This window comes from Cobetia sp. PS-4MA, from assembly GCF_057670765.1.
This window is the reverse complement of sequence record NZ_CM173107.1, coordinates 924771-947309: the sequence shown is the minus strand read 5'-3', so window position 1 is coordinate 947309 and position 22539 is coordinate 924771. Positions and strand designations below refer to the sequence as shown.

Below are 22539 nucleotides of genomic sequence, written 5' to 3'. Positions count from 1 at the left end.
CTGTCAGACTTCAGCCCTTCTCAAGCAGGCTGCGCAGGTCACTGATCGCGGAATTTGCGCGTGCGATGTAGTTGGCCATGACCAGCGAGTGATTGGCGAAGAAGCCGAAGCCGGAACCGTTGAGGATCACCGGGCTGCCGATATCGGTCTGGGTCGACTCCAGCTCACGGATGATCTGGTCGATGGAGGTCAGGGCATTCTTGTCTTCCAGAACGCCCTGGAAGTCATGACGCACCGCCTTGAGCAGGTGGATCAACGCCCAGGAGGTGCCGCGCGCCTGATAGAAGACATCGTCGATCTCGAGCCACGGCGTCTTGATCTCTTCTTCCGTCTGGGTGCTCTTGGCCGAGGTCGCGTTCTTGTCACCGGCCAGACTCAGATTGAGCTGAGACTTGCCGACGCTCGCGGACAGTCGCTGTGACAGGGAACCGAGACGATTCTCGACATCCGACAGCCAGGCCACCAGATTGTCGGCGCGCGCATAGAACTGGCCGTTGTTCTGGGTGTCATCGCTCAGACGCTTGAGGTAGTCCCCCAGCTGGCGGTTGGCATCGGCATATTCATGCTCGGCTTCCGGCAGCATCCAGGCATTGGCGTCGATGAACAGCAGCGATTCCGCCTTGCCCAGCGCCTTGTCATCACTGGACTGGGACTGTGAACGACTGAATTCCTTGCGCAGCTCGCGCGTCATGTCGCGCACCTGCACCAGCACGCCATATTCCCAGTTGGGCATGTTGTCCAGCCACAGCCCCGGGGGTGCCACGTCATTCTTCAGATAGCCGCCGGGCTTGTGCAGCAGGGTATCGTTGAGTTTCATCAGGGTCGCGACAGTCGCCGTGCCCGTCGGCAGCACCTCGAAGGCCGGTGCCGGCTGCTCGCCATCGACACTGGCAACGGGTGCCGCCAGCCCATGTACGCGGGCCAGTTCGGTGCGCGTGGCCTGGTCGACATTGAATTCGTCCGGCTCGCTGCTCCAGTAGATCCCAAGACCAACGCAGACCAGCAGGTAAATGACGAACAGCCCGACCAGTGGTTTCCAGATCCAGCCATACTGAGGTGTTTCCAGCACGTCGCGACCCGCGCCACGCTTGCTGCCTTTACCGAATAGGGCCATGCGTTCTTCCTTGTATGAAGCCTTGTAAAAAGCCGTGTGAAAAAAGACGAGTCAGAAGACCGTGAACCGGTGTCGATACCCGCGTTGCCTCCAGCGCCGGTACTCATGACGTACGTCCTATCCTATCATGCGTCCCTGCGTGTGCCAGTCGCGCTCATCGCGACGTCAGAACCGGGGGAGATCATCGCTACATGGTGGCGCATTCATCCTGGTGCAAGTCGCGACCCGTGATCATCGTGGGCATCATTGCCGGCCCTCTTCCCGTGACGAACACCTCAAGCGAGCTGATCGCGCAGAGGGCACAGGCACTCGCAAGATCGGCTTCTTCTCCCGGCACTGCAAAAGGATGCCTTCGTGCTTCGTCCGTTTCCCGCAAATGACGCGATCTCCCGCCAGATTCGCGCCAGTCTCGCCCTCGCCCGACCGATGCGCCCCGGGGTGCTGCTGGTCATTGTGCTGCTCCTCAGCCTGACCACTTTCGCCCTGCCAGCCCATGCCGGGCTGTTCGGCAGCAGTCCGGCCGCCTCCTCCAGCAGCGAATCGTCTACCGGGCTGTTCACGAGTCAGGCATCCAGCAGCGACTTCCTGCCGGTCAGCGAGGCCTTCACGCCCCGCGCATGGCGTGAAGGCGACACCCTCTATGTCGGCTTCACCAGTGCCGAGGGCTATTACCTCTATCGCCATCAATTCGACTTCGCGACCTCCCGTGACGACCTCCGGCTCGGTGCCGCGGACCTGCCCCCCGGCGAATTCAAGCAGGACCCCTATCTGGGCGACGTGCACGTCTTCCATGACCCACTGGTCATTCGCCTGCCTCTGACAGCCGCAGACCGTCAGAATGCCCCGGACGAGGCGTCATCGATCAGTGGTCCGGTACCGATATCCATCACCTTCCAGGGGTGTGCCGACGCCGGCCTCTGCTACCCCCCCGAGACCGTCACGCTCGAGGCCGGTGAGCAGAGTGCGCCCGATGCCTTTGCCCACCTGATGCCTGATGCCGCCACCCTGGAAAGCGGCGCTGCCGACGACACTGGCGCACATCGTGCCGGCGAGCCCACCGCTATCCCGGGGACGGATGGCAGCTTTCGAGCATTGTTCACGGATGCCGGCCTCGTCACCTTGCTCGGGCTGTTCTTCCTGGCAGGCCTCGGGCTGACCTTCACGCCCTGCGTGCTGCCGATGATCCCGATTCTCAGCTCGATCATCGTCGGCCAGCGCCCCAGCCGCCCGCGCGCCTTGCTGCTGTCGTCAAGCTACGCCCTGGGCATGGCGTTCACCTACGCCGCGGCCGGCACGCTGATGGGTCTGTTCGGCGCCGGCCTCAACCTGCAGGCCCAACTGCAATCTCCCGTCGTGCTGATTCCCTTTGCCGCCCTGTTCGTGCTGTTCGCGCTGGCCATGTTCGACGCCTTCAATCTACGCCTGCCCGGCCGCCTGCATTCGCGCCTCGACACGCTGCAGGGGCGCCTGATGAATGCCGGCCCGGGGGGATTGGCGCTGGCAGGCGCGTTATCGGTACTCGTGGTATCGCCCTGCGTCTCGGCACCTCTGGCCGGTGCGCTGGTCTATCTCTCCGCCAGTGGCGATGCCACCAGCGGCGGGTTGGCGCTGTTCGCGCTCGGGCTCGGCATGGGGGTGCCGCTGGTACTGGTCGGCACCTTCGGCGCCAGTCTCCTGCCCAGGGCCGGCGGCTGGATGGAAGGCATCAAGCAGGCCTTCGGCATTCTGCTGCTGGGCGTGGCGCTGTGGCTGGTAGAGCGCTTGCTGCCGGCCTCGCTGGCGGTGCTGGGCTGGGCGGCATTGGCCATCGGCACCGGGGTGGCGCTCGGCGCGATCAGCTCCTCAAACCACGGCTGGGCCCGCGCCCGTCAGGCACTGGGGCTGCTGGCACTCGGCTGGGGGATGATCAGCCTGCTGGGCGTGGCCGGCGGCGCAAGCGATCCGCTACGCCCATTGGCCCCCTTCACCGGAGGCGGAACTGCCTCGGGACAGGCAACCGAGCAGACGCTGGACTTCACCACCGTCACTGACATGGCTGCCCTCAAGCGCGAGCTGGCACTGGCTGACCGTCGCGGGCAGCCGGTCTTCGTCGATTACTACGCTGACTGGTGCATCTCCTGCAAGGTGATGGAGCGCGAGGTCTTTCCGCGCGTCGCGAGTCAGCTGCGACAGTTTCATCTGATTCGCGCCGATGTCACCCAGACGGATGCCACCACCCGTGAGCTGCTGTCATCGTTCGGCCTCTTCGGACCGCCCAGCCTGCTGTTCTTCGCAGGACAACAGGAAATGACCGAAGCGCGGATTCAGGGAGAGGTCGATGCCGAGCAGCTGGGCGAGCATCTCGACAAGGTGCTGCGTCACCATCGCACTGCCGCGGGTGCATGATCTGTCGGGAGTCAGCCATGCCGGACACCGGTAGATGACGTCGCGATGTTGACGGGATGGCAGCGCGGGAGAGTCGGCGTGGCAATCAGGATAAAAGCGGCAGGAAATCCGGTTCGGTGCCAAACTGGACAGCGTTCGAGAATTTCGGCAGAATCCGCGTCACTGCGACAACAGTCTAGGCTCAATAGGTAAACGTCGCGGATAGTGACGGTATCTTTGCATTTTCACCCAGGGTTAACAGCTCAGCGAGTCACGCACTTGCTTCCGCTGACAAGAGGACTTTCATGGCGCGCATCCTGGTACTCAACGGCCCCAACCTCAATCTGCTGGGCACCCGCGAGCCCGAGGTGTACGGCACGACCACCCTGGAAGATATCCGCTCACGTCTGGAGACACGGGCCAGCCAGGCTGGCCACCAGCTGGACTGGCTGCAATCGAATGCCGAGCATGTACTGGTAGATCGCGTCCATGCGGCCCGTGAGGATGGCACCGCCATCATCCTGATCAATCCCGCGGCCTTTACCCATACCAGCGTAGCGCTGCGCGATGCCCTGCTGGGGATCGCACTGCCCTTCATCGAGCTGCACCTGTCCAATACCCATGCCCGCGAGGCGTTCCGCCATCATTCCTATCTTTCCGATGTGGCACGCGGCGTGATCATGGGGTTTGGCGCTCGAAGTTACGACATGGCGCTTGATGCCGCCCTTGCCGATCTTGCCTAGCAGGAACGTCCCGGCGCGGCCTTCAGGCACGGCAGGCCTCATAGCTGCCTGAGACAAGGATTGACCGGCCCATCGGTCGGGACAGCCAATATCGCTGTCACCCGCAACCAGTGACGTCTCGGTTGCACACCCCATTTCCAGCCACCTTTATATCGGGATGAATTTCATGGATATCCGCAAGGTCAAGAAGCTGATCGAGCTGCTCGAAGAGTCCAACATCAGCGAAATCGAGATCCAGGAAGGCGAAGAGTCCGTTCGCATCAGCCGCCATCCGCAGGGCTTCGCCCAGCAGCCGATGATGCAGGCCCCGATGATGATGCAGCAGCAACCGATGCAGCAGCAGGCCGCACCGGCAGCCGGCAGCGTCGAGGCACCGGCAGCCGCCGCTCCGGCAGCGCCGCAGGGCCACACCATCAATTCGCCGATGGTCGGCTCCTTCTATCGCTCTCCGGCACCGGGCTCCAAGGCCTTCATCGAAGTCGGCCAGAGCGTCAAGAAAGGTGATACCGTCTGCATCGTCGAAGCCATGAAGATGATGAACCAGATCGAAGCCGACAAGGATGGTGTGGTGGAAGCCATTCTGATCGAAGACGGCGAGCCGGTTGAATTCGACCAGCCCATGATCGTCATTTCCTGATCCCAACGGACACGTCACCATGCTCGACAAGGTACTGATTGCCAACCGCGGCGAGATTGCACTTCGCATCCTTCGCGCCTGCAAGGAACTGGGCATCAAGACGGTAGCGGTGCACTCCAAGGCCGACCGCGATCTGATGCACGTCCGCCTGGCCGACGAAGCTGTCTGCATCGGCCCGGCCTCCTCTGCCAAATCCTATCTGCACATCCCGGCGCTGATCGCAGCCGCCGAGGTGACGGACGCCGACGCCATCCACCCGGGCTACGGCTTCCTGTCGGAAAATGCCAACTTCGCCGAACAGGTCGAACGTTCCGGCTTCGCCTTCATCGGCCCGCGCGCTGACACCATCCGCATGATGGGTGACAAGGTCGCGGCCATCGAAGCGATGAAGCTGGCCGGCGTCCCGACCGTACCGGGCTCCGATGGTCCGGTGCCACAGGATGAAGACGAGATGTTCGCCATCGCCGAGCGCATCGGCTACCCGGTGATCATCAAGGCCGCCGCTGGCGGTGGTGGTCGCGGCATGCGCGTGGTGCACTCCAAGGCCAGCCTGCTGTCCTCGGTGAGCATCACCCAGGGTGAAGCCGCCGCGGCCTTCGGCGACGGCACGGTGTACATGGAGAAATTCCTCCAGAACCCGCGTCACGTCGAAGTCCAGGTGCTGGCCGATGGCCAGGGCAACGCCATTCACCTGTATGACCGCGACTGCTCCCTGCAGCGTCGTCACCAGAAGGTACTGGAAGAAGCGCCGGCACCGCAGCTGGATGAGGAAGCCCGTGCCAAGGTCCTCAAGTCGTGCACCGATGCCTGCATCGAGATCGGCTATCGTGGCGCCGGCACCTTCGAATTCCTGTACGAGAACGGCGGGTTCTACTTCATCGAGATGAACACCCGCGTTCAGGTCGAGCACCCGGTGACCGAGATGGTCACGGGCGTCGACATCGTCAAGGAGCAGCTGCGCATCGCCTCCGGCCTGCCGCTCTCCATCAAGCAGGAAGACGTCAAGCTGCGTGGCCACGCCTTCGAATGCCGCATCAATGCCGAAGACTCGCGCACCTTCATGCCGTCTCCGGGCAAGGTCGAGCTCTATCACGCGCCGGGCGGTCTGGGCGTGCGCATGGACTCGCACCTGTACTCCGGCTACACCGTGCCGCCGCACTACGACTCCCTGATCGGCAAGCTGATCACCTGGGGCGAGAGCCGCGAGATCGCATTGACGCGCATGCGCAATGCCCTCGACGAGCTGCTGGTGGAAGGCATCAAGACCAACACTGACCTGCAGAAGGATCTGGTGCGTGATGCCGGCTTCCAGGAAGGTGGCGTCAACATCCATTATCTGGAGAAGAAGCTGGGCCTGTAATCTGCCCTGCTTGAGACTGGCAGCATCGGTCGACACATGACAGAAGGGTGGCCTCGGCCGCCCTTCTGTCGTTTGCGCAGGGGCCCTTGAGTGCGCTCAGGGTCATGCCGGCATCCGAGCGCCCCTGCCCCCACTGCCGCTTCGTCTATTCTCTTCACTCCCTACCTATTCGACAGGAGCCACCATGTCCTGGCTGCAACTCAAGGCGCGTATCGCCCCCGACCACGCCGAGATTCTCGAGCATCTGCTGATGGAAGAAGGTGCCTGCGCCATCACCCTGCAGGACGCCGAGGATCAGCCACTGTTCGAGCCGGACCTCGGCAGCACGCCGCTGTGGAGCGAGACAGTGCTTACCGGCCTGTGGGATGGCACCGAAGGCATCGAGACCATGCGCGAGCGGGTCAAGGCCGGCTGGGCGGCACTGATTCCCGATGAGCCCTGCCCGGAGATCGAGGTCGAGATTCTCGAGGACCGCGACTGGACACGTGAGTGGATGGACGGCTTCGAGCCGCTCAAGATGGGCCAGCGGCTGTGGATCGTGCCCAGCTGGCATGACGCGCCGGAACAGGACACCGTCAACCTGATGCTCGACCCGGGCCTGGCCTTCGGCACCGGCACTCACCCGACCACCGCCCTGTGCCTGGAATGGCTCGATGGCCTGGCCGTGGAGGGCAAGCTCGCCCGGCACAGCGTGCTCGACTTCGGCTGCGGCTCCGGCATCCTGGCCATCGCCGCACTCAAGCTCGGCGCGGTGGATGCCATGGGCACCGATATCGATCCCCAGGCCCTGCAGGCCTCCCGCGACAACGCCCAGCGCAACGAGGTCAGCGACAGGCTGACACTGTGCTACCCGGACCGCCTGCCGGACGCGGGCTACCAGATCGTGGTCGCCAACATCCTGGCCGGCCCGCTGGTCGAGCTGGCCCCGCAGATCGCGGGCAGTGTGGCCCCGGGTGGCCTCCTGGCGCTCTCCGGCATTCTCGCGCCCCAGGCGGGAGACGTGCTCGAGGCCTATCGTGAGGCCGGCCTGATCATGGAAGAGCCCACCGAGCGCGATGGCTGGGTGCGCCTCAACGGCCAGCGCCCGCTCGAGGGCTGAGCCACGCGATACCATGAGTGCCGCAGCGCAGGGAATCCACGGCGCAAAGGAAGACCTCCGGAACGCGCCACGGATGAAATAGCCCTTCAAACCCTGCGGCGCTCTAGGTATCATGACGCCCCCGTGATGCCTGCATCGCGCGCCACCCCACTGCATGACACGAGCCCCATGACCGAGACATCCCTTCACGCCGAGCTCCCGCGCATCGGTGTGCACCAGTTGCCCAATCGCGTGATTCTGGCCCCGATGGCCGGCGTCACCGATCGCCCGTTCCGACAGCAATGTCGTGAGCTGGGCGCGGGGCTCGTGGTCTCGGAGATGGTGACCAGTGACAAGCGCCTGTGGAACACCGTCAAGTCGCGCACGCGCATGAATCATGCCGGTGAACCCGGCCCGCGTGCCGTGCAGATCGCCGGGGGCGATGCCGCGATGCTGGCCGAGGCCGCCGCGCTGAATGCCGAGATGGGTGCCGAGATCATCGACATCAACATGGGCTGCCCGGCCAAGAAGGTCTGCAACAAGGCCGCCGGCTCTGCCCTGATGCGCGATGAGCGTCTGGTCGGCGAGATTCTCGAGGCCGTGGTGCGTGCCGTGAAGGTGCCGGTCACGCTGAAGATGCGCACCGGCTGGTGCGAGGAAACACGCAACGCCATCACCATCGCGCGCATGGCCGAGAGTGCCGGCATCCAGGCGCTCTCCGTGCATGGTCGCACCCGTCAGCAGAAATATACCGGTGAGGCCGAATACGACACCATCGCTGCGGTGAAGGCGGCAGTCTCGATCCCGGTCTTCGCCAATGGCGATATCGACAGCGGCGAGAAAGCGCGACATGTGCTTGACTATACGGGCGCCGATGCCGTGATGGTCGGCCGTGCGGCCCAGGGCAACCCCTGGATCTTCCGCGAGATCAATCACTATCTGGCCACTGGCCAGGTAGCTTCCGGCCCGAGCGATGCGGAGCGTGCCCAGGTGATGCGCACCCATCTCGAGGCCCTGTACGAATTCTACGGTGACTACATGGGCGTGCGCATCGCGCGCAAGCATGTGGGCTGGTACCTGGCGACCCGCGAGGATGGCAGTGAGTTGAAGCGCAGCTTCAATCCTCTCGAGGAGCCCGATGAACAGCGCCAGTTCCTGACCCGCCTGTTCGGCGAGCCGGAAGGCATCGCCCGCACCGAGACGCAAGGAAGTCACGCAGCATGACCAGCAGGCACCCTCTATCCCCTGACGACGCAAGCCAGGCCACGCTGATGACGCCCGTTCGGCACCATCAGACCCTGCGCGAAGCCGTCGAGCATTCCATGGCGCGCTACTTCGCCCACCTGGATGGCGAGCAGGTCACCGACCTGCATGCCATGGTGATGGCCGAGGTCGAGGCGCCGCTGCTGGAAGCGGTGATGGCCCACGCCCAGGGCAACCAGACCCGCGCCGCCGATATGCTGGGCCTCAATCGAGGCACGCTGCGCAAGAAGCTCAAGCAGTTTGATCTGATCTGACCCCGCCGGGGCATCCTCACAGGTGCCCCGGCGTCTTTTTGTTGATCCACGAGTGGAGCATCATGCAAGCCAAGCCCCAAGCCATCCGTCGCGCCCTCCTGAGCGTTTCCGACAAGACCGGCATCGTCGAATTCGCCCGTGCCCTCGACGCCCGTGGCGTCGCCCTGCTGTCTACCGGCGGCACCTTCCGTCTGCTCAAGGACAACGGCCTGGCCGTGACCGAAGTCTCCGAGCACACCGGCTTCCCGGAAATGATGGATGGCCGGGTCAAGACCCTGCATCCCAAGATCCACGGCGGTATTCTCGGTCGACGCGGTCAGGATGATGCGGTGATGGCCGAGCACGGCATCGACCCCATCGACATGGTCATCGTCAACCTGTATCCGTTCGCCGCCACCGTGGCCAACCCGGATTGCTCGCTGGAAGACGCCATCGAGAACATCGATATCGGCGGCCCGACCATGGTGCGTTCCTGCGCCAAGAACCACGCGCACACCACCATCGTCGTCAACGCGGCCGACTACGACCGCGTGATCGCCGAGATGGATGCCAATGACAACGCCGTCAGCGACGAGGCGCGCTTCGACCTGGCCGTGGCAGCCTTCGAGCACACCGCCGCCTACGACGGCGCCATCGCCAACTGGCTGGGTCAGCGGGTCGAGGGTGGCAGTGAAGGTCTGCCGCGTCAGTACAACGTCAGCCTGAGCAAGAAGCAGGACATGCGTTACGGCGAGAACCCGCATCAGCAAGCGGCCTTCTACGTCGAGGACGGTGCCACCGAGGCCAGCGTCGCCACGGCCGTGCAGGTCCAGGGCAAGGCGTTGTCCTACAACAACGTCGCCGATACCGATGCCGCCTTCGAGTGCGTCAAGGCCTTCGACGAGACCGCCTGTGTCATCGTCAAGCACGCCAACCCGTGTGGCGTCGCCATCGGCGAGTCTGCCCTGGCCGCCTACGAGCGCGCCTATCAGACCGACCCGACCAGCGCCTTCGGCGGCATCATCGCCTTCAACGTGCCGCTGGACGCCGAGACCGCGCAGGCCATCGTCTCGCGCCAGTTCGTCGAGGTGATCATCGCCCCGGGAATCAGCGACGAAGCCGCTGCCATCGTCGCCACCAAGGCCAACGTGCGTCTGCTCGACGTCGCGGGGGCCTGGGCGGCCGAGCGTACCGGCGGTCACGACTTCAAGCGCGTCACCGGCGGTCTGCTGGTGCAGGACCGCGATCAGGGCATGGTCGGCCGTGATGAACTCAAGGTCGTCACCGAGCGCGCGCCGAGCGAGCAGGAACTCAACGACCTGACCTTCGCCTGGAAAGTGGCCAAGTTCGTCAAGTCCAACGCCATCATCTACATCAAGGATGGCCAGACCATCGGTGTGGGCGCCGGTCAGATGAGCCGCGTCTATTCGGCCAAGATCGCCGGCATCAAGGCCGCCGATGAAGGGCTCAAAGTGCCGGGCTCCGTGATGGCCTCCGATGCCTTCTTCCCGTTCCGTGACGGCATCGACGCCGCGGCGGCGGCCGGTATCACGGCCGTCATCCAGCCGGGTGGCTCCATGCGTGATCAGGAAGTCATCGATGCGGCCAACGAAGCCGGCATCGCCATGGTCTTCACCGGCATGCGTCACTTCCGTCACTGATCGACGGCTCTGACACATGATGTGTGAGCCTCTCTGACGCTCACGAAAAAGCCCCCGCCAGCGAATCGCTGACGGGGGCTTTTCGTATGCCGGGGCATCAACGCCTGCCCCTATTCGACAGGCAGTCTGACCAGGCGCAGGAAGTTGTCACGGGCGACATTGTGCGCCGTCTGTGGCGACAGGGCATCGAGGAATGGCGTGTAACTTGCCAGGATATCGCCCACCGAGCCGAAGCGCCCGACCACGTCGCTGCCAAGCACGAAGCGCTGTGGGAAGCGCTCGACCAGCTTGACCCAGCGCGGGCGCGGCTGGCCCTTGTCATCCAGCAGATACGGCTCCAGCACTGACCAGGACAGGTCGATATTCAGGTTGGGATAGGTTTCCAGCATGCGCTCGATCTCGCCGTGCAGCCATGTCATGCGCCCCAGGCGACGATTGAGCTCGGCACTGGTACCCGCATGTGCCCAGATGAAGGTCGTGTCCGGATTGTCGCGCACCGCACTCTCGAATTCCTCGAGATACAGCCCCTCATGCCCCTCACGCTTGCTGGTGACATTGGAATGCACCATCACCGGCAGGCCCTTCTCCGCCGCCAGCGCATAGACCTTTCTCAAGGCGGGATGATTGGCTCGTGGCGTCTCGCCCTCGGTCAGGCGCGTCAGGTCATCATGACGCGTGAAGACCTCGCCGATGCCTTTCCAGAAGCCGGGATAGATCGCCATCAACTGGCGAATCTCATCGGCAGCATTCAGATCAGTGGGGTTGAAGCCGGTGATGAACGGCGAGAAACGCGCCTGGACCGGCTCGGGAGCGCGAGTCAACGCCTCGGCCAGAATGTAATCGGTACCGGAGTACCAGTAGACCGGCCCATCATCACCCATGTAGTAACGCGGCTTCTTGGGCGCGTCCTGCTGCCATTTCTTGGCGACACCGATGCCCGTGATCAGGGCATGATCTACCTGCGCCTCATCCATGGCATCCAGCAAGGCCCCCAAGCCATCGCCCTGCTGGAAGAAGTCGACGAAGTGCAGGTGGGCGTCGCTGTAGTGATAATCGCGTGTCTCATCGGCAGCCACGGGCTCGGCGACAGCCATGCTGCCGGCAAGCCCCAACAGCAACGCCAGCGTCCCCTGGAGGAGAGGACGCTGGCGCAGACAGGACAGGCGAGAGAAACGGACGGGGCGAAAGGCAAGCTTCAGCATGGGTGGCTCCGAGGAAAGATCGCTCGATTCTGCGGTGCCCACCCTTGCCGACGCAAGTGTCCTCAGCTCGCCAATACCGCACCATTCATGCCGGAGGGGCGGCTGGCCTGTTGTTCAGCTGCCTGCTGACGACGGGCAGTCACACGATTCCAGACCTTCTCGTGGAAGAAGAAGGCGACGGTGTTGACCGCAGGCTCGACGATGGCGACCAGACCGCCGACCACGATGTCACCGGTCAGCAGGTAGGTGACACCGAAGGCGATGGAGAAGTGCATGCTGGCAAAGGTCAATGTCTTGATCATGTTGGCTGCCCTCCGGGCGGTCTGTGCTCAGCGAGACGCTGAACCCCAGCGCGTCGCGTGTCTCTTGGTGGGCAACCTGTTGTTGCCTCGATGTAATGAATGATAGTGAGTCTCATCTGCAACTTGAAATCACTTTGCCCTACCCCGCTGATAAGGGCTGGCTATCAAGCGCTCGGATCACCACGCGCCACAGCCCACAGGATTGGGTAGAATGCGCAGCCGTACCATGCGATTGCATTCCCATCCACTCTGTCTCCTCAAGGTCGCCATGACGCCGCCACTCGACTCTGATGCCCTCCAGACGCTGCTTGAACGCCTGTCCAATGATGCCAGCCGCTGCTTCAACGAGGGCAAGGTCGCGGATTACATCCCGGCCCTGGCGCAGGTGGACCCGGATCAGTTCGGGATTGCCGTCTGTCATGTCGATGGCCGCGTCCAGTATGCCGGGGATGCACACACGCGCTTCTCGATCCAGTCGATCTCCAAGGTCCACGCACTGGTACTGGCGATGCAGCGTCTGGAAAGCGACGAGATCTGGTCACGCGTGGGACGTGAACCCTCTGGCCAGGCGTTCAATTCGATCATGCAGCTGGAGGTCGAGAACGGCATTCCACGCAACCCGTTCATCAATGCCGGGGCACTGCTGATCACGGACCTGCTGGTCTCGCGCATCGTCTCGATCCAGAACACGCTGCGTGAACAACTCAGACGCCTGTCCGGCAGCCCCGACATCGGCTTCGACGAGAAGGTGGCGCGCTCCGAGATGGACCACAAGGCACGCAATGCCTCGCTCGCCTACCTGATGCAGGCCTATGGCAACGTGCACTCCGATGTGGATGACCTGCTGGACACCTACTTCCACAGCTGTTCGGTATCGATGAACTGCGTGGAGCTGGCCCGCAGCTTCGCCTTCCTGGCCAATCGTGGCGTCAATCCGCTGGATGGCAAGGAAGTGGTCTCGCCCTTGGAGACACGTCAGCTCAATGCGCTATTGCTGACCTGTGGGCTCTATGACGCGGCGGGAGACTTCGCCTGGCGCGTGGGCCTGCCGGGCAAGAGTGGTGTCGGCGGCGGCATCATCGCCATCCTGCCGGGACAGATGAGCATCTGTGTGTGGTCGCCGCGCCTGGACGGCTATGGCAACTCGATTGCCGGCCGGCATGCATTGGAAGGATTGGTGGCGGGAATGGGGCTGTCACCGCTGGGCTGAAGAGCGAGGAGTGAGGAGTGAGGGCTGAGAAGGGAGAACTGAGAAGTGCAGGCTGACAATACTGAGCTGGGAACCGGCCATAAAAAAGGGCAAGTCGCGTCCGCCACGCCACTCGCCCTGTCTTCAATCCTTGAAGACTATCACCACAGGTCCCGCTCTTTGACTGTAGCGTAAATAAGCATATCCACAAGTAAGAGAATGCCGACAAAGCACACCTGTCTTTGTCCCTGATCTGCGGTAAAAGACGGCGGCATACCGCTTTGGTCTGACACGCGCAGCGCGATCAATGCCCGAGACACCTCACCTCTACGACCAATGACGCATGGGCCTCTTGTCGCGAGATTGCTCCCTCTCGCGCATGACGCTCTCTCAGCAGCAGCGAAAATTCCATAGATTGCAGACACGCTTGGCAGCAACAGGCCGGATGACTGAATGACATGAAAAAGCCCGCCCGGTGTCCCGGGCGGGCTTTTTGGCATCTGATGACGTGTCCGGTCATTGCCTTGAGCGCTGGCCATCCATCAACGATGCCACGTTCAAGGATGAAGGGCTCAAGCAGGGATCAACGTCGCAGATCCGATGACGAACGGATCAGCCAAGTGAGAGACACAGATACTTGGTTTCCATGTACTCCTCGAGGCCATACTTGGAGCCCTCACGGCCCAGCCCCGATGCCTTGGTGCCGCCGAAGGGCGCGGCGGCGTTGGAGATCAGTCCGGTGTTGATACCGACCATGCCGTAATCCAGACCTTCCGACACGCGCCAGACACGCTTGAGATCCGTGCTGTAGAAATAGCTGGCCAGCCCAAACTCGGTATCGTTGGCCATCTCGATGGCCTCTTCCTCGCTCTCGAAGGGGAAGATGGCTGCCAGCGGCCCGAAGGTTTCCTCACGGGCCACCTTCATCTCCGGCGTCACCTGCGAGATCAACGTCGGGGTGAAGAAACTGCCACCCAGCGGATGCGGATGACCGCCCAGCAGCAGCTCGGCCCCCTTGTCGAGAGCATCCTGCACGTGATCCGTGACCTTCTCGACGGCGTCACCATCAATCAGTGGGCCGACCTTGACGCCCTCTTCCATGCCGTTGCCCACGGTCAACTCGGCATTCATCGCCGCTGCCAGCTTCTCGCTGAAGGCATTGACCACGCTGGACTGCACCAGGAAACGATTGGTGCAGACGCAGGTCTGGCCGGCGTTGCGGAACTTGGCTGCCATCGCGCCTTCCACCGCCGCATCGAGATCGGCGTCTTCGAACACCAGGAAGGGCGCATTGCCGCCAAGCTCGAGCGAGATCTTCTGGATATGCTGTGAGGCATTGGCCATCAGTCCGCGGCCAACTTCGGTGGAGCCGGTGAAGGTGACCTTGCGCACGAGACGCGAATCGGTCATCGCCTTGGCGATATCCCTGGCAGAGCCCGGCACCACGTTGAAGACACCACGCGGCACACCAGCGCGCTCCGCCAGCACCGCCAGCGCCAGCGCCGAGAAGGGAGTCTGACTGGCAGGCTTGACCACGATGGGGCAGCCCGCCGCCAATGCGGCACCCGCCTTGCGGGTGATCATCGATGACGGGAAGTTCCACGGCGTGATCGCCCCCACGACACCGACGGGTTGCTTGAGCACCATGATGCGCTGATCACGCTTGGCTGCCGGAATGGTGTCACCGTAGACTCGCTGTCCTTCCTCGGCGAACCAGCGCAGGAAGCTGGCGGCATACTGGATCTCACCGGCAGATTCGGCGAGTGGCTTGCCCTGCTCCAGGGTCATGATCTGCGCCAGGTCATCCTTGTGCTCCTGCATCAGGGCGTACCACTTCATCAGGATGTCGGCACGTTCCAGCGCGGGGGTTTCCTTCCAGTCAGCGAAGGCATTCTGGGCCGCCTCGATGGCACGCTCGGTTTCCGCATAGCCCAGGCGAGGCACTCGGCCGATGATCTCGCCGGTGGCCGGATTGTCGACCTCTATCTGCTCACCGGAATCCGCGGCGACCCAACCACCATCGATATAGGCAAAGGGGCGAAAGAGACTGGTATCGTTGAGATGTTCCATGAAGACTCCAGAGGCATGCAGGTGGATCGAGGCGGCGTTGAGCGCTAGCCGAGACTATTCAAGACTAGCCTAATAGAACCTAGATGCGGGTTCAGTGCCAGAACCACAACCCTGCCAGCACCAGCCCTGCCATGGCCAGCCCCGTGATCACACGCCCCATGGGCCACTCGCGTCGGCCGGATGGCTGCTTGCCGGCCTCGACAGACGACGGCGGTACCTCACCGAGCTCGCACTCCGGCGGCATCGACACGACACGCCGCGCCTTCTGCTGCTTGACCCGCGCATTGAACACCTGGCTCGCACGCCCGTCACGCACCTCGAAATCCACCGCCAGTCCCGGCCCCGGGAGACCGCGGCCGCGCCAACCGACAAGATCGAACACGTACTCGGCGCCCCTGTCATCCGTGATGACACCCTCCTGGGTGGCATCATCGAACCGAGTGATCTCTCCGATCATGCTGCCCCTCCTGACATCCCGTCTCTCCTGACTGTCTAGCGTCCGACACTTGCCGTCTGGATATGGTCTTCCCGGCTGTCCGACAGGGTGATGGACACCGAATCGGAGAAGCGCAGCGCATGCGGCTTGTCGATCTCGACCTGAGCCGTCAGCACCTGCTCATGCTGCATCACGATATCCAGCACTTCCCGCGTCATGCGCTCGAGCAATGCGAAACGCCCATCCTCGACATGCGCGATCAGCTGCTTGGTGATGGTGCGATAGTTGAGGGCTTCGCTGATGTGGTTGAACTGTACCGCACGCGCGGCGCGGTAACGGATCACCACATTGATCACGACGTCCTGACGATTCTGGATCTCGTCATCGTTGATCCCGATATAGGTGCGCAGACGCAGGTTCTTGATGCGAATGGTGGCAAGATCATGATCGAGATGTTCATCGTGCAAGGCATGCATCGGCATCGACGGGGACTCCTGAACAAGAGATGTCAGACAAACGACTCACAGACGACGACGCCGCCTCGAGAGGCGGCGTCGTGGCTATCGGATCAGCTGATCAGGGTCAGGAATTCCTGACGGGTCGGCTGATTCTCGCGGAAGGCCCCCAGCATCACGGAGGTCTTCATGCTGGAATTCTGCTTTTCCACGCCACGCATCATCATGCACATGTGGCGCGCCTCGACCACCACCGCCACACCCCGTGCGCCGGTCACCTGCTGGACCGCCTCAGCGATCTGCTTGGTGAGGTTTTCCTGGATCTGCATGCGGCGCGAGTACATGTCGGTGATGCGCGCGAACTTGGACAGCCCCAGCACCTTGCCCGCCGGCAGATAGGCGATATGGCACTTGCCGATGAACGGCAGCATGTGATGCTCGCACATCGAGTAAAGCTCGATGTCCTTGACCAGTACCATCTCGTCGGTGTCCGAGGTGAAGACGGCGCCGTTGACGATCTCCTCCAGCGACTGATGATAGCCATGGGTCAGGAACTGCATGGCCTTGGCAGCACGCATGGGCGTGTCCTGCAGGCCCTCGCGCTGCGGATCCTCACCCAATGCAGTGATGATCTGGCGGTAATGGTTGGCAATCTCTTCGGTCATCCGTCTGCCTATGGTATCGGTCAGGGGCGCGCATGAGCGCACGCATAGCAGGGGTAAAGCACATAACTTATACAATATCTTAACGTTGAATTGATCTTGTACAAGTTAGTGTTCAATGTCAGCGCAGATTCTACCTCAGGCCTGCCTCCAACGCAGGCCTGATCACGTCTTTCCCGCAAGGCCGCAACGACGACGCCCTCAACGCAAGGCGTCGAGGGCGTCGGGTCATGGGACTCAAGAATGGCCCACCGGTCTCCGGCGCGGGCGGCTCACGCCAGCCAGCGAGGAGCATCAAGCACGACTCGCTGCTGCTCAAGACTGCGGATGTGGTCATCCCAGTACCCCAGGCTCGCGACATGCGAGAAGGCCTGCGGGAAGGCGGGATCCGTCCAGCGCCGTACCACCCAGGCACTGTGACGCACCATGCGCAGCGTACGCAGTGTCTCGATCCACTTCAGCTCCCCGCGATTGAAGTCGCAGTGCTGCTCATATCCTTCCAGCACCTCGGACAACTGCATGTGGAGCTCGGGGTCACTCTCTCCCGTCAACAGCATCCACAGATCCTGAATGGCAGGCGCATTGAGACAATCATCGAAATCCACCAGCGCGAAGCTGTCATCCCGCCCCAGCATGTTGCCGATATGGCAGTCACCATGCGCACGCAGCAAGCCACTCTGCGGCCAGCTCTGCTCCGCCACCAGGGGGCGCAACGCCTCGATGACACGCTGATAGCTTTCACTCTGACGCTCACTCAGCCAGTCGGAGGCCAGCACGCTGTCACGACTTTCCTCGAGGATGCGCAGTGGCGTGAGCGTTTCACGCTCCTGGAAGAGGCCTTGACGTCCGACGGCGTGCACGCGACCGATCAGCTCTCCCAGATGGTAGAGGTGCTCGGGAGATTCGAGTTCGGGAGCCCGCCCGACCACATGGGGAAACAGCGCGAAGTCGAAGCCTTCGTGATGATGCAGGGTCTCCCCCCTGGCATCCGCCCAGGCGGGCGCACCGGGAACGCCCTCGGCTTCCAGCTCGGCCAGAAAGGCGTGTTCCTCGAGGATCTGGGCGCGGCTCCAGCGATCCGGACGATAGAACTTGGCGACCCAGCGCCGCCGGTCATCATCGGCCAGGTGATAGACCCGATTCTCATAACTGTTGAGCGCGAAGGGCTCGCCGGGCAACCAGAAACCAAGCGACTCGACGGCGGCCACGACACGATCCGGCGCAAGCGCATCAAAGGGATGTGAACGCTTGTCCAGTTCGCCTTCCCGGGATGACGCAGCCTCCCAGGTGTTGCCGTTGGCGCGCTCATCAAGCTCGCGCGAGGTGCCGGATGATTGCGAATCAGCAGGTGTAACAGGATCAATAGGCATGGCAATTCCTCGGGCATGGACCAGCAAACGGCTGCCGGACCTTGCATGCTATGAGATTAGACCCTCACACCGCCAGTCCCGCAGGCCATAGACCAATAGCATCATGGCGAACCAGGCGGCGTACGCGCCAGCACACAGGCGACGACCTCTCGAGCCCCCGCCCGCTGACAGGCCTGCGCCAGGCTGTCGAGGGTCGCGCCACTGGTCATGACATCATCGATCAACAGCACGCTTTCCGGCAGAGGAGCGCTGATGTCATAACGTCCGCGTTGCGCCTTCAGACGTCCGCGCCGCCCCCGCAGACGCTGATCCTCATCGGCCGCATGTCCCGAGCGAATCCGCACCACGTCACCGCGTTGTCGTTCACGCACCCGCAGACCACGCGTCAGCTCCACCAGCACCTCATGCCCCCGCGTTCGTCGCCGTCGCGAATCCCCCGGCACCAGGATGACCCATGCCTCGGGACGTGCTGCCAGCCACTCCCGGCAGAACGGGGCCAGCTCTCGCGTCATCAATTGGCGCAGCAGGAGCCCGGCACGCCTCTGATGCTGGTCCTTGTAACGCTGGAAGAGACCCGCGATCAGCCCCTCATAGCGCAATGGAGCGTACACGTGCTGATAGGCCGGTGGCGTCCGCAGACACCGTGCACAGGCCACCTGACTCAATGCCTCGGAGGCCACCGGCTCGGCACAGCACGGGCAGGCATGACGATTGCGCACGATCCGCTCTTCACAGGCCTCGCACCAGTCGCCATGGCGACCCCTCGGGCGCCTGCCATGCTCATGCCCTCGTTGCTGCTGCAGGCAGAAGGCACAGGGGCGTGACACACGCCTCCTGTCAACCAGCAGACCTTCCAGCGTTGACAGCACTCGCGAAAACTCTATCATTTCAGTCAACCCTCATTCATGAATCGCGTTGACTGACCGACAGCCGTCGCTCGCGGGACTGGATGGCGGCGTGCGCCTGACCCGAAGACACTGGCGATCGTCCGGCGCTGACTGCCACCTGACGCGTCTCACTGCCTGCCTGAAGAAGGATCTCACTCCCATGACCGTAGAAGCCCCGAGCGTGACCACGCAAACCTCGCACGACGAACGGACCAACGCAGATGGCGAGGTACGTCACGACTGGCGCGTCGAGGAAATCGAAGCGTTGTTCGCCCTGCCCTTCAATGACCTGCTGTTCCGGGCCCAGCAGATCCACCGCCAGCACTTCGATCCGAATGCCGTCCAGGTCTCGACCCTGCTGTCGATCAAGACCGGCGCCTGCCCGGAGGACTGCAAGTACTGCCCGCAGTCAGGCCACTACAACACTGGCCTGGGTAAGGAAAAGCTGATGGAGATCCAGAAAGTGGTCGAGCAGGCCCGCGCCGCCAAGGATGCCGGTGCCAGCCGTTTCTGCATGGGCGCCGCCTGGAAGAGCCCGCGGGAGCGCGATCTCGAGGTGGTCACCGAGATGGTGCGTCAGGTGAAATCACTCGGACTGGAAACCTGCATGACGCTGGGAATGGTCGATACCGATCAGGCCAGAAAGCTCGCGGATGCCGGCCTCGACTACTACAACCACAATCTGGACACCTCACCGGAGTACTACGGCGAGATCATCACCACGCGCAGCTACAGCGAGCGCCTGGACACCCTGGCCAGCGTGCGCGAAGCCGGCATGAAGGTATGCTCCGGCGGCATTCTCGGCATGGGGGAAACCACCACGGATCGTGCCGGCCTGCTGCGCCAGCTGGCCAATCTGCAACCACAGCCGGAATCGGTGCCGATCAACATGCTGGTCAAGGTGGCGGGCACACCGCTGGAAAATGTCGAGGATCTCGACCCCATCGAGTTCATCCGCGCCATCGCCGTGGCGCGCATTATGATGCCGAAGAGTCACGTGCGCCTGTCCGCCGGTCGCGAGCAGATGGACGATTCCACCCAGGCGCTGGCCTTCCTCGCCGGCGCCAACTCCATCTTCTATGGCGAGCGTCTGCTGACCACCGGCAATCCGCAGGCCAACCGTGACCGCGAGCTGTTCGAGCGCCTCGGCCTGCACCCGGAAACCCGCCAGGAAGTCGCCAGTGACGATGTGCGGGAAGCGGCGCTCAAAGCGGCCATGGAAGAACAGGCGCGCGCCAACGTCGAAGGCAGCCTGTTCTACGATGCCACCCGTGAGGCGACGCCCGCCAGCGATGAAGGCCACGTCCGTGAACGCAAGCCCTGCGGTCTGGTGGTCTGATCTCACGTGGCCACCGACATGCCCACCCGCTCACGCTCACGCACGCGCTCCAGTACCGGCGCAAGCTTCGCCCACCTGGACGATCTGCTCGCCAGACGCGAGCAGGTCGGGCGCTATCGCCGGCGCCTGACACTGGACTCCCCACAGGGGCCCCACGTCAGCCTCGCCGGGCAGGCAGCAGGTGAAGAGGCACGTCCGCTGCTCAACTTCACCGCCAATGATTATCTAGGACTGGCCAATCACCCCACGCTGATCGAGGCCGGTTGTCGTGCAGCCCGGGAATTCGGTGTCGGCAGCGGCAGTGCCCATCTGGTCAATGGTCACCAGGCGCTTCATCACCGACTGGAAGCCCGTCTGGCCAAACTGACCGGACGCCCGCGTGCGCTGTTGTTCTCCACCGGCTTCATGGCCAATCTCGGCGTGATCGATGCGCTCGCGAGCGCCTCGCGCGAGGCCGGGCGCACTCTCGAGATCTTTCATGACCGTCTCAACCACGCCAGCCTCCTCGATGGCGCGCGGCTGGCATCCTCCGGCAACTCAACCGTGCGCTCGCGCCGCTTCCATCATCGCGACCTCGAGGATCTCGAGCGCCAGCTGGCACGCTCACAGGCCGACGACAGGCTGGTGATCAGCGATGGCGTGTTCAGCATGGATGGCGACTGTGCCGATATCACGGGCCTCGCTCGGGCATGTGCTCGCCATGGCGCCTGGCTGATGATCGACGATGCGCATGGGGTGGGCGTGCTGGGCGAGCACGGCGAAGGACTGGTCGGACGGGACACTCCGCTGGCCGAAGTGCCGGTATTGGTGGGCACGCTGGGCAAGGCCCTGGGCAGCGCTGGCGCCTTCGTCGCCGGCAGCGAGGCATTGATCGAAAGCCTGATCCAGCTGGCCCGCCCGTATATCTACACCACGGCGCAACCCCCGCACGTCGCTGCCGCCACCCTGGCAGCGCTGGATATCGTCGAGCAGGAACCACAGCGACGCGAGCACCTGGCGGCGCGCGTACGACAGTTTCGCGAGGGGTGTGCAGCTCTGCTGGCAGGCAGTGGTCTGGCGCTCGGCCTGCCCCCGGTGACGGCAGGCACCCCCTCACCCCTCACTGACCCGATGACACCGATCCAGCCACTGATACTCGGTAGCGAAACTCGTGCCCTTGCCTGGAGCGCAGCACTGCGCGAGCGCGGCATTCTGGTATCTGCCATTCGGCCCCCGACGGTCCCTGCCGGCAGTTCACGCCTGCGCTTCACCTTCAGTGCCGCGCACAGCGAGAACGATGTCGAGACTCTGCTGGCCGCTCTCAAGGAGGTGCTGGAATCGAGCACTACCAGACCCACCACGGGGGCCGAGACATGACGCGACTGACACGTCTGGTGCTGTTCAACGGCTGGGGTATCGATGCCCGCATCTGGCAACCCTTGAAGACGCGACTGGCCGAGCGACAGCAAGCTGCCGAACGAGAGCGGACTGTCGGACCCGCGACACGCCCGATCGAGATCGTGACGGCAGACTGGCCCCTTGCGGCGCCTGACGATCCCGAAGCAGCTCCTTCGCACCTCGGCGGAGCGGACACGCTGTGGCTGGGCTGGTCATTGGGTGCGCTACGCGCCGAGGCACTCGCGACTGCGCTGCCGATGGACCAACGGCCCGCGGCACTCATCGCGTTGGCCATGGGGCCGGCGTTCATCACGCCGGATCACGCGACTCCCGAGACGACTCTTGCTCATCGCAGGCCCCCGGCGCCCCTTCCGGCACTGCCCAGCATCACGCTCACCACCTTCCAGACAGCCTTTGCCCGCTCTCCGCTCGCCAGCTGGCAGCATTTCCTGCGCTGGCAGGCCAGTGGCGAGCCTGACCCGCGCGACTGCCTGCGGCAGTTGCGTGAATTGATCGGCACTCGCCCTGAAAGCTCTGTCGATGCACTCTCGGCAGGGCTCGAGGAGCTGGCCACGCGGCGAATGTCACTGACACGAGCAGGTCAGAATCTCGAATTCTGGCTGGGCCGGGATGATCCATTGCTGGCACCGGGACTTGCCGAGGCACTGCGTGATCACGGCCATCAGGTGGTGGAATATTGCGGCGGACATTGTCTGCCACTGAGTCGCCATGATGACCTGGCCGATGCCCTGCTGACTCGCATGGGCCATGTCGTCGTTGCAAGGGAAGAAGGCTGA

At 63.3% G+C, this 22539-nt stretch carries 21 protein-coding genes; 12 read left to right on the top strand and 9 right to left on the bottom strand.

Annotated elements, in window-relative coordinates; translation table 11 throughout:
• Positions 1-10: 10 nt before the first annotated feature.
• Complete coding sequence (locus tag AC26AR_RS04055) at positions 11-1114, bottom strand: DUF2333 family protein (RefSeq protein WP_077371875.1); 1104 nt, start codon at positions 1112-1114, stop codon at positions 11-13.
• Positions 1115-1468: 354 nt separating this feature from the next.
• Between AC26AR_RS04055 and dsbD the strand changes: the two genes are divergently transcribed.
• The 8 genes from dsbD (at position 1469) to purH (ending at position 10453) form a co-directional block, all read left to right on the top strand.
• Complete coding sequence (gene dsbD, locus AC26AR_RS04050; RefSeq protein WP_488107589.1) at positions 1469-3499, top strand: protein-disulfide reductase DsbD; 2031 nt, start codon at positions 1469-1471, stop codon at positions 3497-3499.
• Positions 3500-3783: 284 nt separating this feature from the next.
• Positions 3784-4221: a type II 3-dehydroquinate dehydratase gene (gene aroQ, locus AC26AR_RS04045; protein WP_488107588.1), complete on the top strand. Its 438-nt coding sequence runs from the start codon at positions 3784-3786 to the stop codon at positions 4219-4221.
• 166 nt (positions 4222-4387) lie between these two features.
• Positions 4388-4858 carry an acetyl-CoA carboxylase biotin carboxyl carrier protein gene (accB, locus tag AC26AR_RS04040; RefSeq protein WP_077371869.1) on the top strand — a complete coding sequence of 157 codons (471 nt, stop codon included), beginning with the start codon at positions 4388-4390 and terminating at the stop codon, positions 4856-4858.
• Between the two features lie 19 nt (positions 4859-4877).
• Positions 4878-6218 carry an acetyl-CoA carboxylase biotin carboxylase subunit gene (gene accC, locus AC26AR_RS04035; RefSeq protein ID WP_077371866.1) on the top strand — a complete coding sequence of 447 codons (1341 nt, stop codon included), beginning with the start codon at positions 4878-4880 and terminating at the stop codon, positions 6216-6218.
• Positions 6219-6402: 184 nt separating this feature from the next.
• Positions 6403-7317, top strand: coding sequence for a 50S ribosomal protein L11 methyltransferase (gene prmA / locus AC26AR_RS04030; protein WP_488107587.1), 915 nt, complete (start codon positions 6403-6405; stop codon positions 7315-7317).
• Between the two features lie 168 nt (positions 7318-7485).
• Positions 7486-8520: a tRNA dihydrouridine synthase DusB gene (gene dusB, locus AC26AR_RS04025; RefSeq protein WP_077373125.1), complete on the top strand. Its 1035-nt coding sequence runs from the start codon at positions 7486-7488 to the stop codon at positions 8518-8520.
• On the top strand, positions 8517-8813 hold the full coding sequence (gene fis, locus AC26AR_RS04020; RefSeq protein ID WP_043331993.1) for a DNA-binding transcriptional regulator Fis: 297 nt from the start codon (positions 8517-8519) through the stop codon (positions 8811-8813). Before dusB ends, fis begins: the two co-directional genes overlap by 4 nt.
• A gap of 62 nt (positions 8814-8875) precedes the next feature.
• Positions 8876-10453, top strand: coding sequence for a bifunctional phosphoribosylaminoimidazolecarboxamide formyltransferase/IMP cyclohydrolase (gene purH / locus AC26AR_RS04015; RefSeq protein ID WP_488107586.1), 1578 nt, complete (start codon positions 8876-8878; stop codon positions 10451-10453).
• A 110-nt stretch (positions 10454-10563) separates the two neighbouring features.
• On the opposite strand, the gene AC26AR_RS04010 is transcribed toward purH, so the two are convergent.
• Together AC26AR_RS04010 and AC26AR_RS04005 are read right to left on the bottom strand one after the other, a co-directional pair.
• Positions 10564-11655 carry an amidohydrolase family protein gene (locus AC26AR_RS04010; RefSeq protein WP_488107585.1) on the bottom strand — a complete coding sequence of 364 codons (1092 nt, stop codon included), beginning with the start codon at positions 11653-11655 and terminating at the stop codon, positions 10564-10566.
• A gap of 62 nt (positions 11656-11717) precedes the next feature.
• On the bottom strand, positions 11718-11957 hold the full coding sequence (locus tag AC26AR_RS04005) for a DUF2061 domain-containing protein (protein ID WP_077371853.1): 240 nt from the start codon (positions 11955-11957) through the stop codon (positions 11718-11720).
• Between the two features lie 211 nt (positions 11958-12168).
• Here AC26AR_RS04005 and glsB point away from each other — a divergent pair, with 211 nt between their 5' ends.
• Complete coding sequence (gene glsB, locus AC26AR_RS04000) at positions 12169-13167, top strand: glutaminase B (protein ID WP_254696424.1); 999 nt, start codon at positions 12169-12171, stop codon at positions 13165-13167.
• A gap of 591 nt (positions 13168-13758) precedes the next feature.
• On the opposite strand, the gene AC26AR_RS03995 is transcribed toward glsB, so the two are convergent.
• From AC26AR_RS03995 to AC26AR_RS03970, 6 genes are all read right to left on the bottom strand, one after another.
• Positions 13759-15216 (bottom strand): NAD-dependent succinate-semialdehyde dehydrogenase, encoded by a 1458-nt coding sequence (locus tag AC26AR_RS03995; protein WP_084209170.1) that lies wholly within the window; start codon positions 15214-15216, stop codon positions 13759-13761.
• Between the two features lie 91 nt (positions 15217-15307).
• Positions 15308-15673 (bottom strand): hypothetical protein, encoded by a 366-nt coding sequence (locus AC26AR_RS03990; RefSeq protein ID WP_488107584.1) that lies wholly within the window; start codon positions 15671-15673, stop codon positions 15308-15310.
• Positions 15674-15708: 35 nt separating this feature from the next.
• Entirely contained in the window at positions 15709-16134 is a 426-nt protein-coding gene (folX, locus tag AC26AR_RS03985) for a dihydroneopterin triphosphate 2'-epimerase (protein WP_077371844.1), read from the bottom strand.
• Positions 16135-16220: 86 nt separating this feature from the next.
• A complete protein-coding gene (folE, locus tag AC26AR_RS03980; protein WP_077371842.1) occupies positions 16221-16772 on the bottom strand; it encodes a GTP cyclohydrolase I FolE in 552 nt (183 codons plus the stop codon).
• Positions 16773-17041: 269 nt separating this feature from the next.
• On the bottom strand, positions 17042-18025 hold the full coding sequence (locus AC26AR_RS03975; protein WP_488107883.1) for a serine/threonine protein kinase: 984 nt from the start codon (positions 18023-18025) through the stop codon (positions 17042-17044).
• Positions 18026-18240: 215 nt separating this feature from the next.
• Positions 18241-18858, bottom strand: a complete 618-nt coding sequence (locus AC26AR_RS03970; RefSeq protein WP_139345415.1) for a ComF family protein — start codon at positions 18856-18858, stop codon at positions 18241-18243.
• A 328-nt stretch (positions 18859-19186) separates the two neighbouring features.
• On the opposite strand from AC26AR_RS03970, the gene bioB reads away from it, so the two are divergent.
• Genes bioB through AC26AR_RS03955 form a run of 3 tightly spaced genes read left to right on the top strand, consistent with a single transcriptional unit; the run spans position 19187 to position 22539 of the window.
• Complete coding sequence (bioB, locus tag AC26AR_RS03965) at positions 19187-20365, top strand: biotin synthase BioB (RefSeq protein ID WP_077371834.1); 1179 nt, start codon at positions 19187-19189, stop codon at positions 20363-20365.
• A gap of 18 nt (positions 20366-20383) precedes the next feature.
• Entirely contained in the window at positions 20384-21721 is a 1338-nt protein-coding gene (locus tag AC26AR_RS03960) for an aminotransferase class I/II-fold pyridoxal phosphate-dependent enzyme (RefSeq protein ID WP_488107583.1), read from the top strand.
• Positions 21718-22539: an alpha/beta fold hydrolase gene (locus AC26AR_RS03955; protein ID WP_488107582.1), complete on the top strand. Its 822-nt coding sequence runs from the start codon at positions 21718-21720 to the stop codon at positions 22537-22539. The genes AC26AR_RS03960 and AC26AR_RS03955 overlap by 4 nt, the downstream gene beginning before the upstream one ends.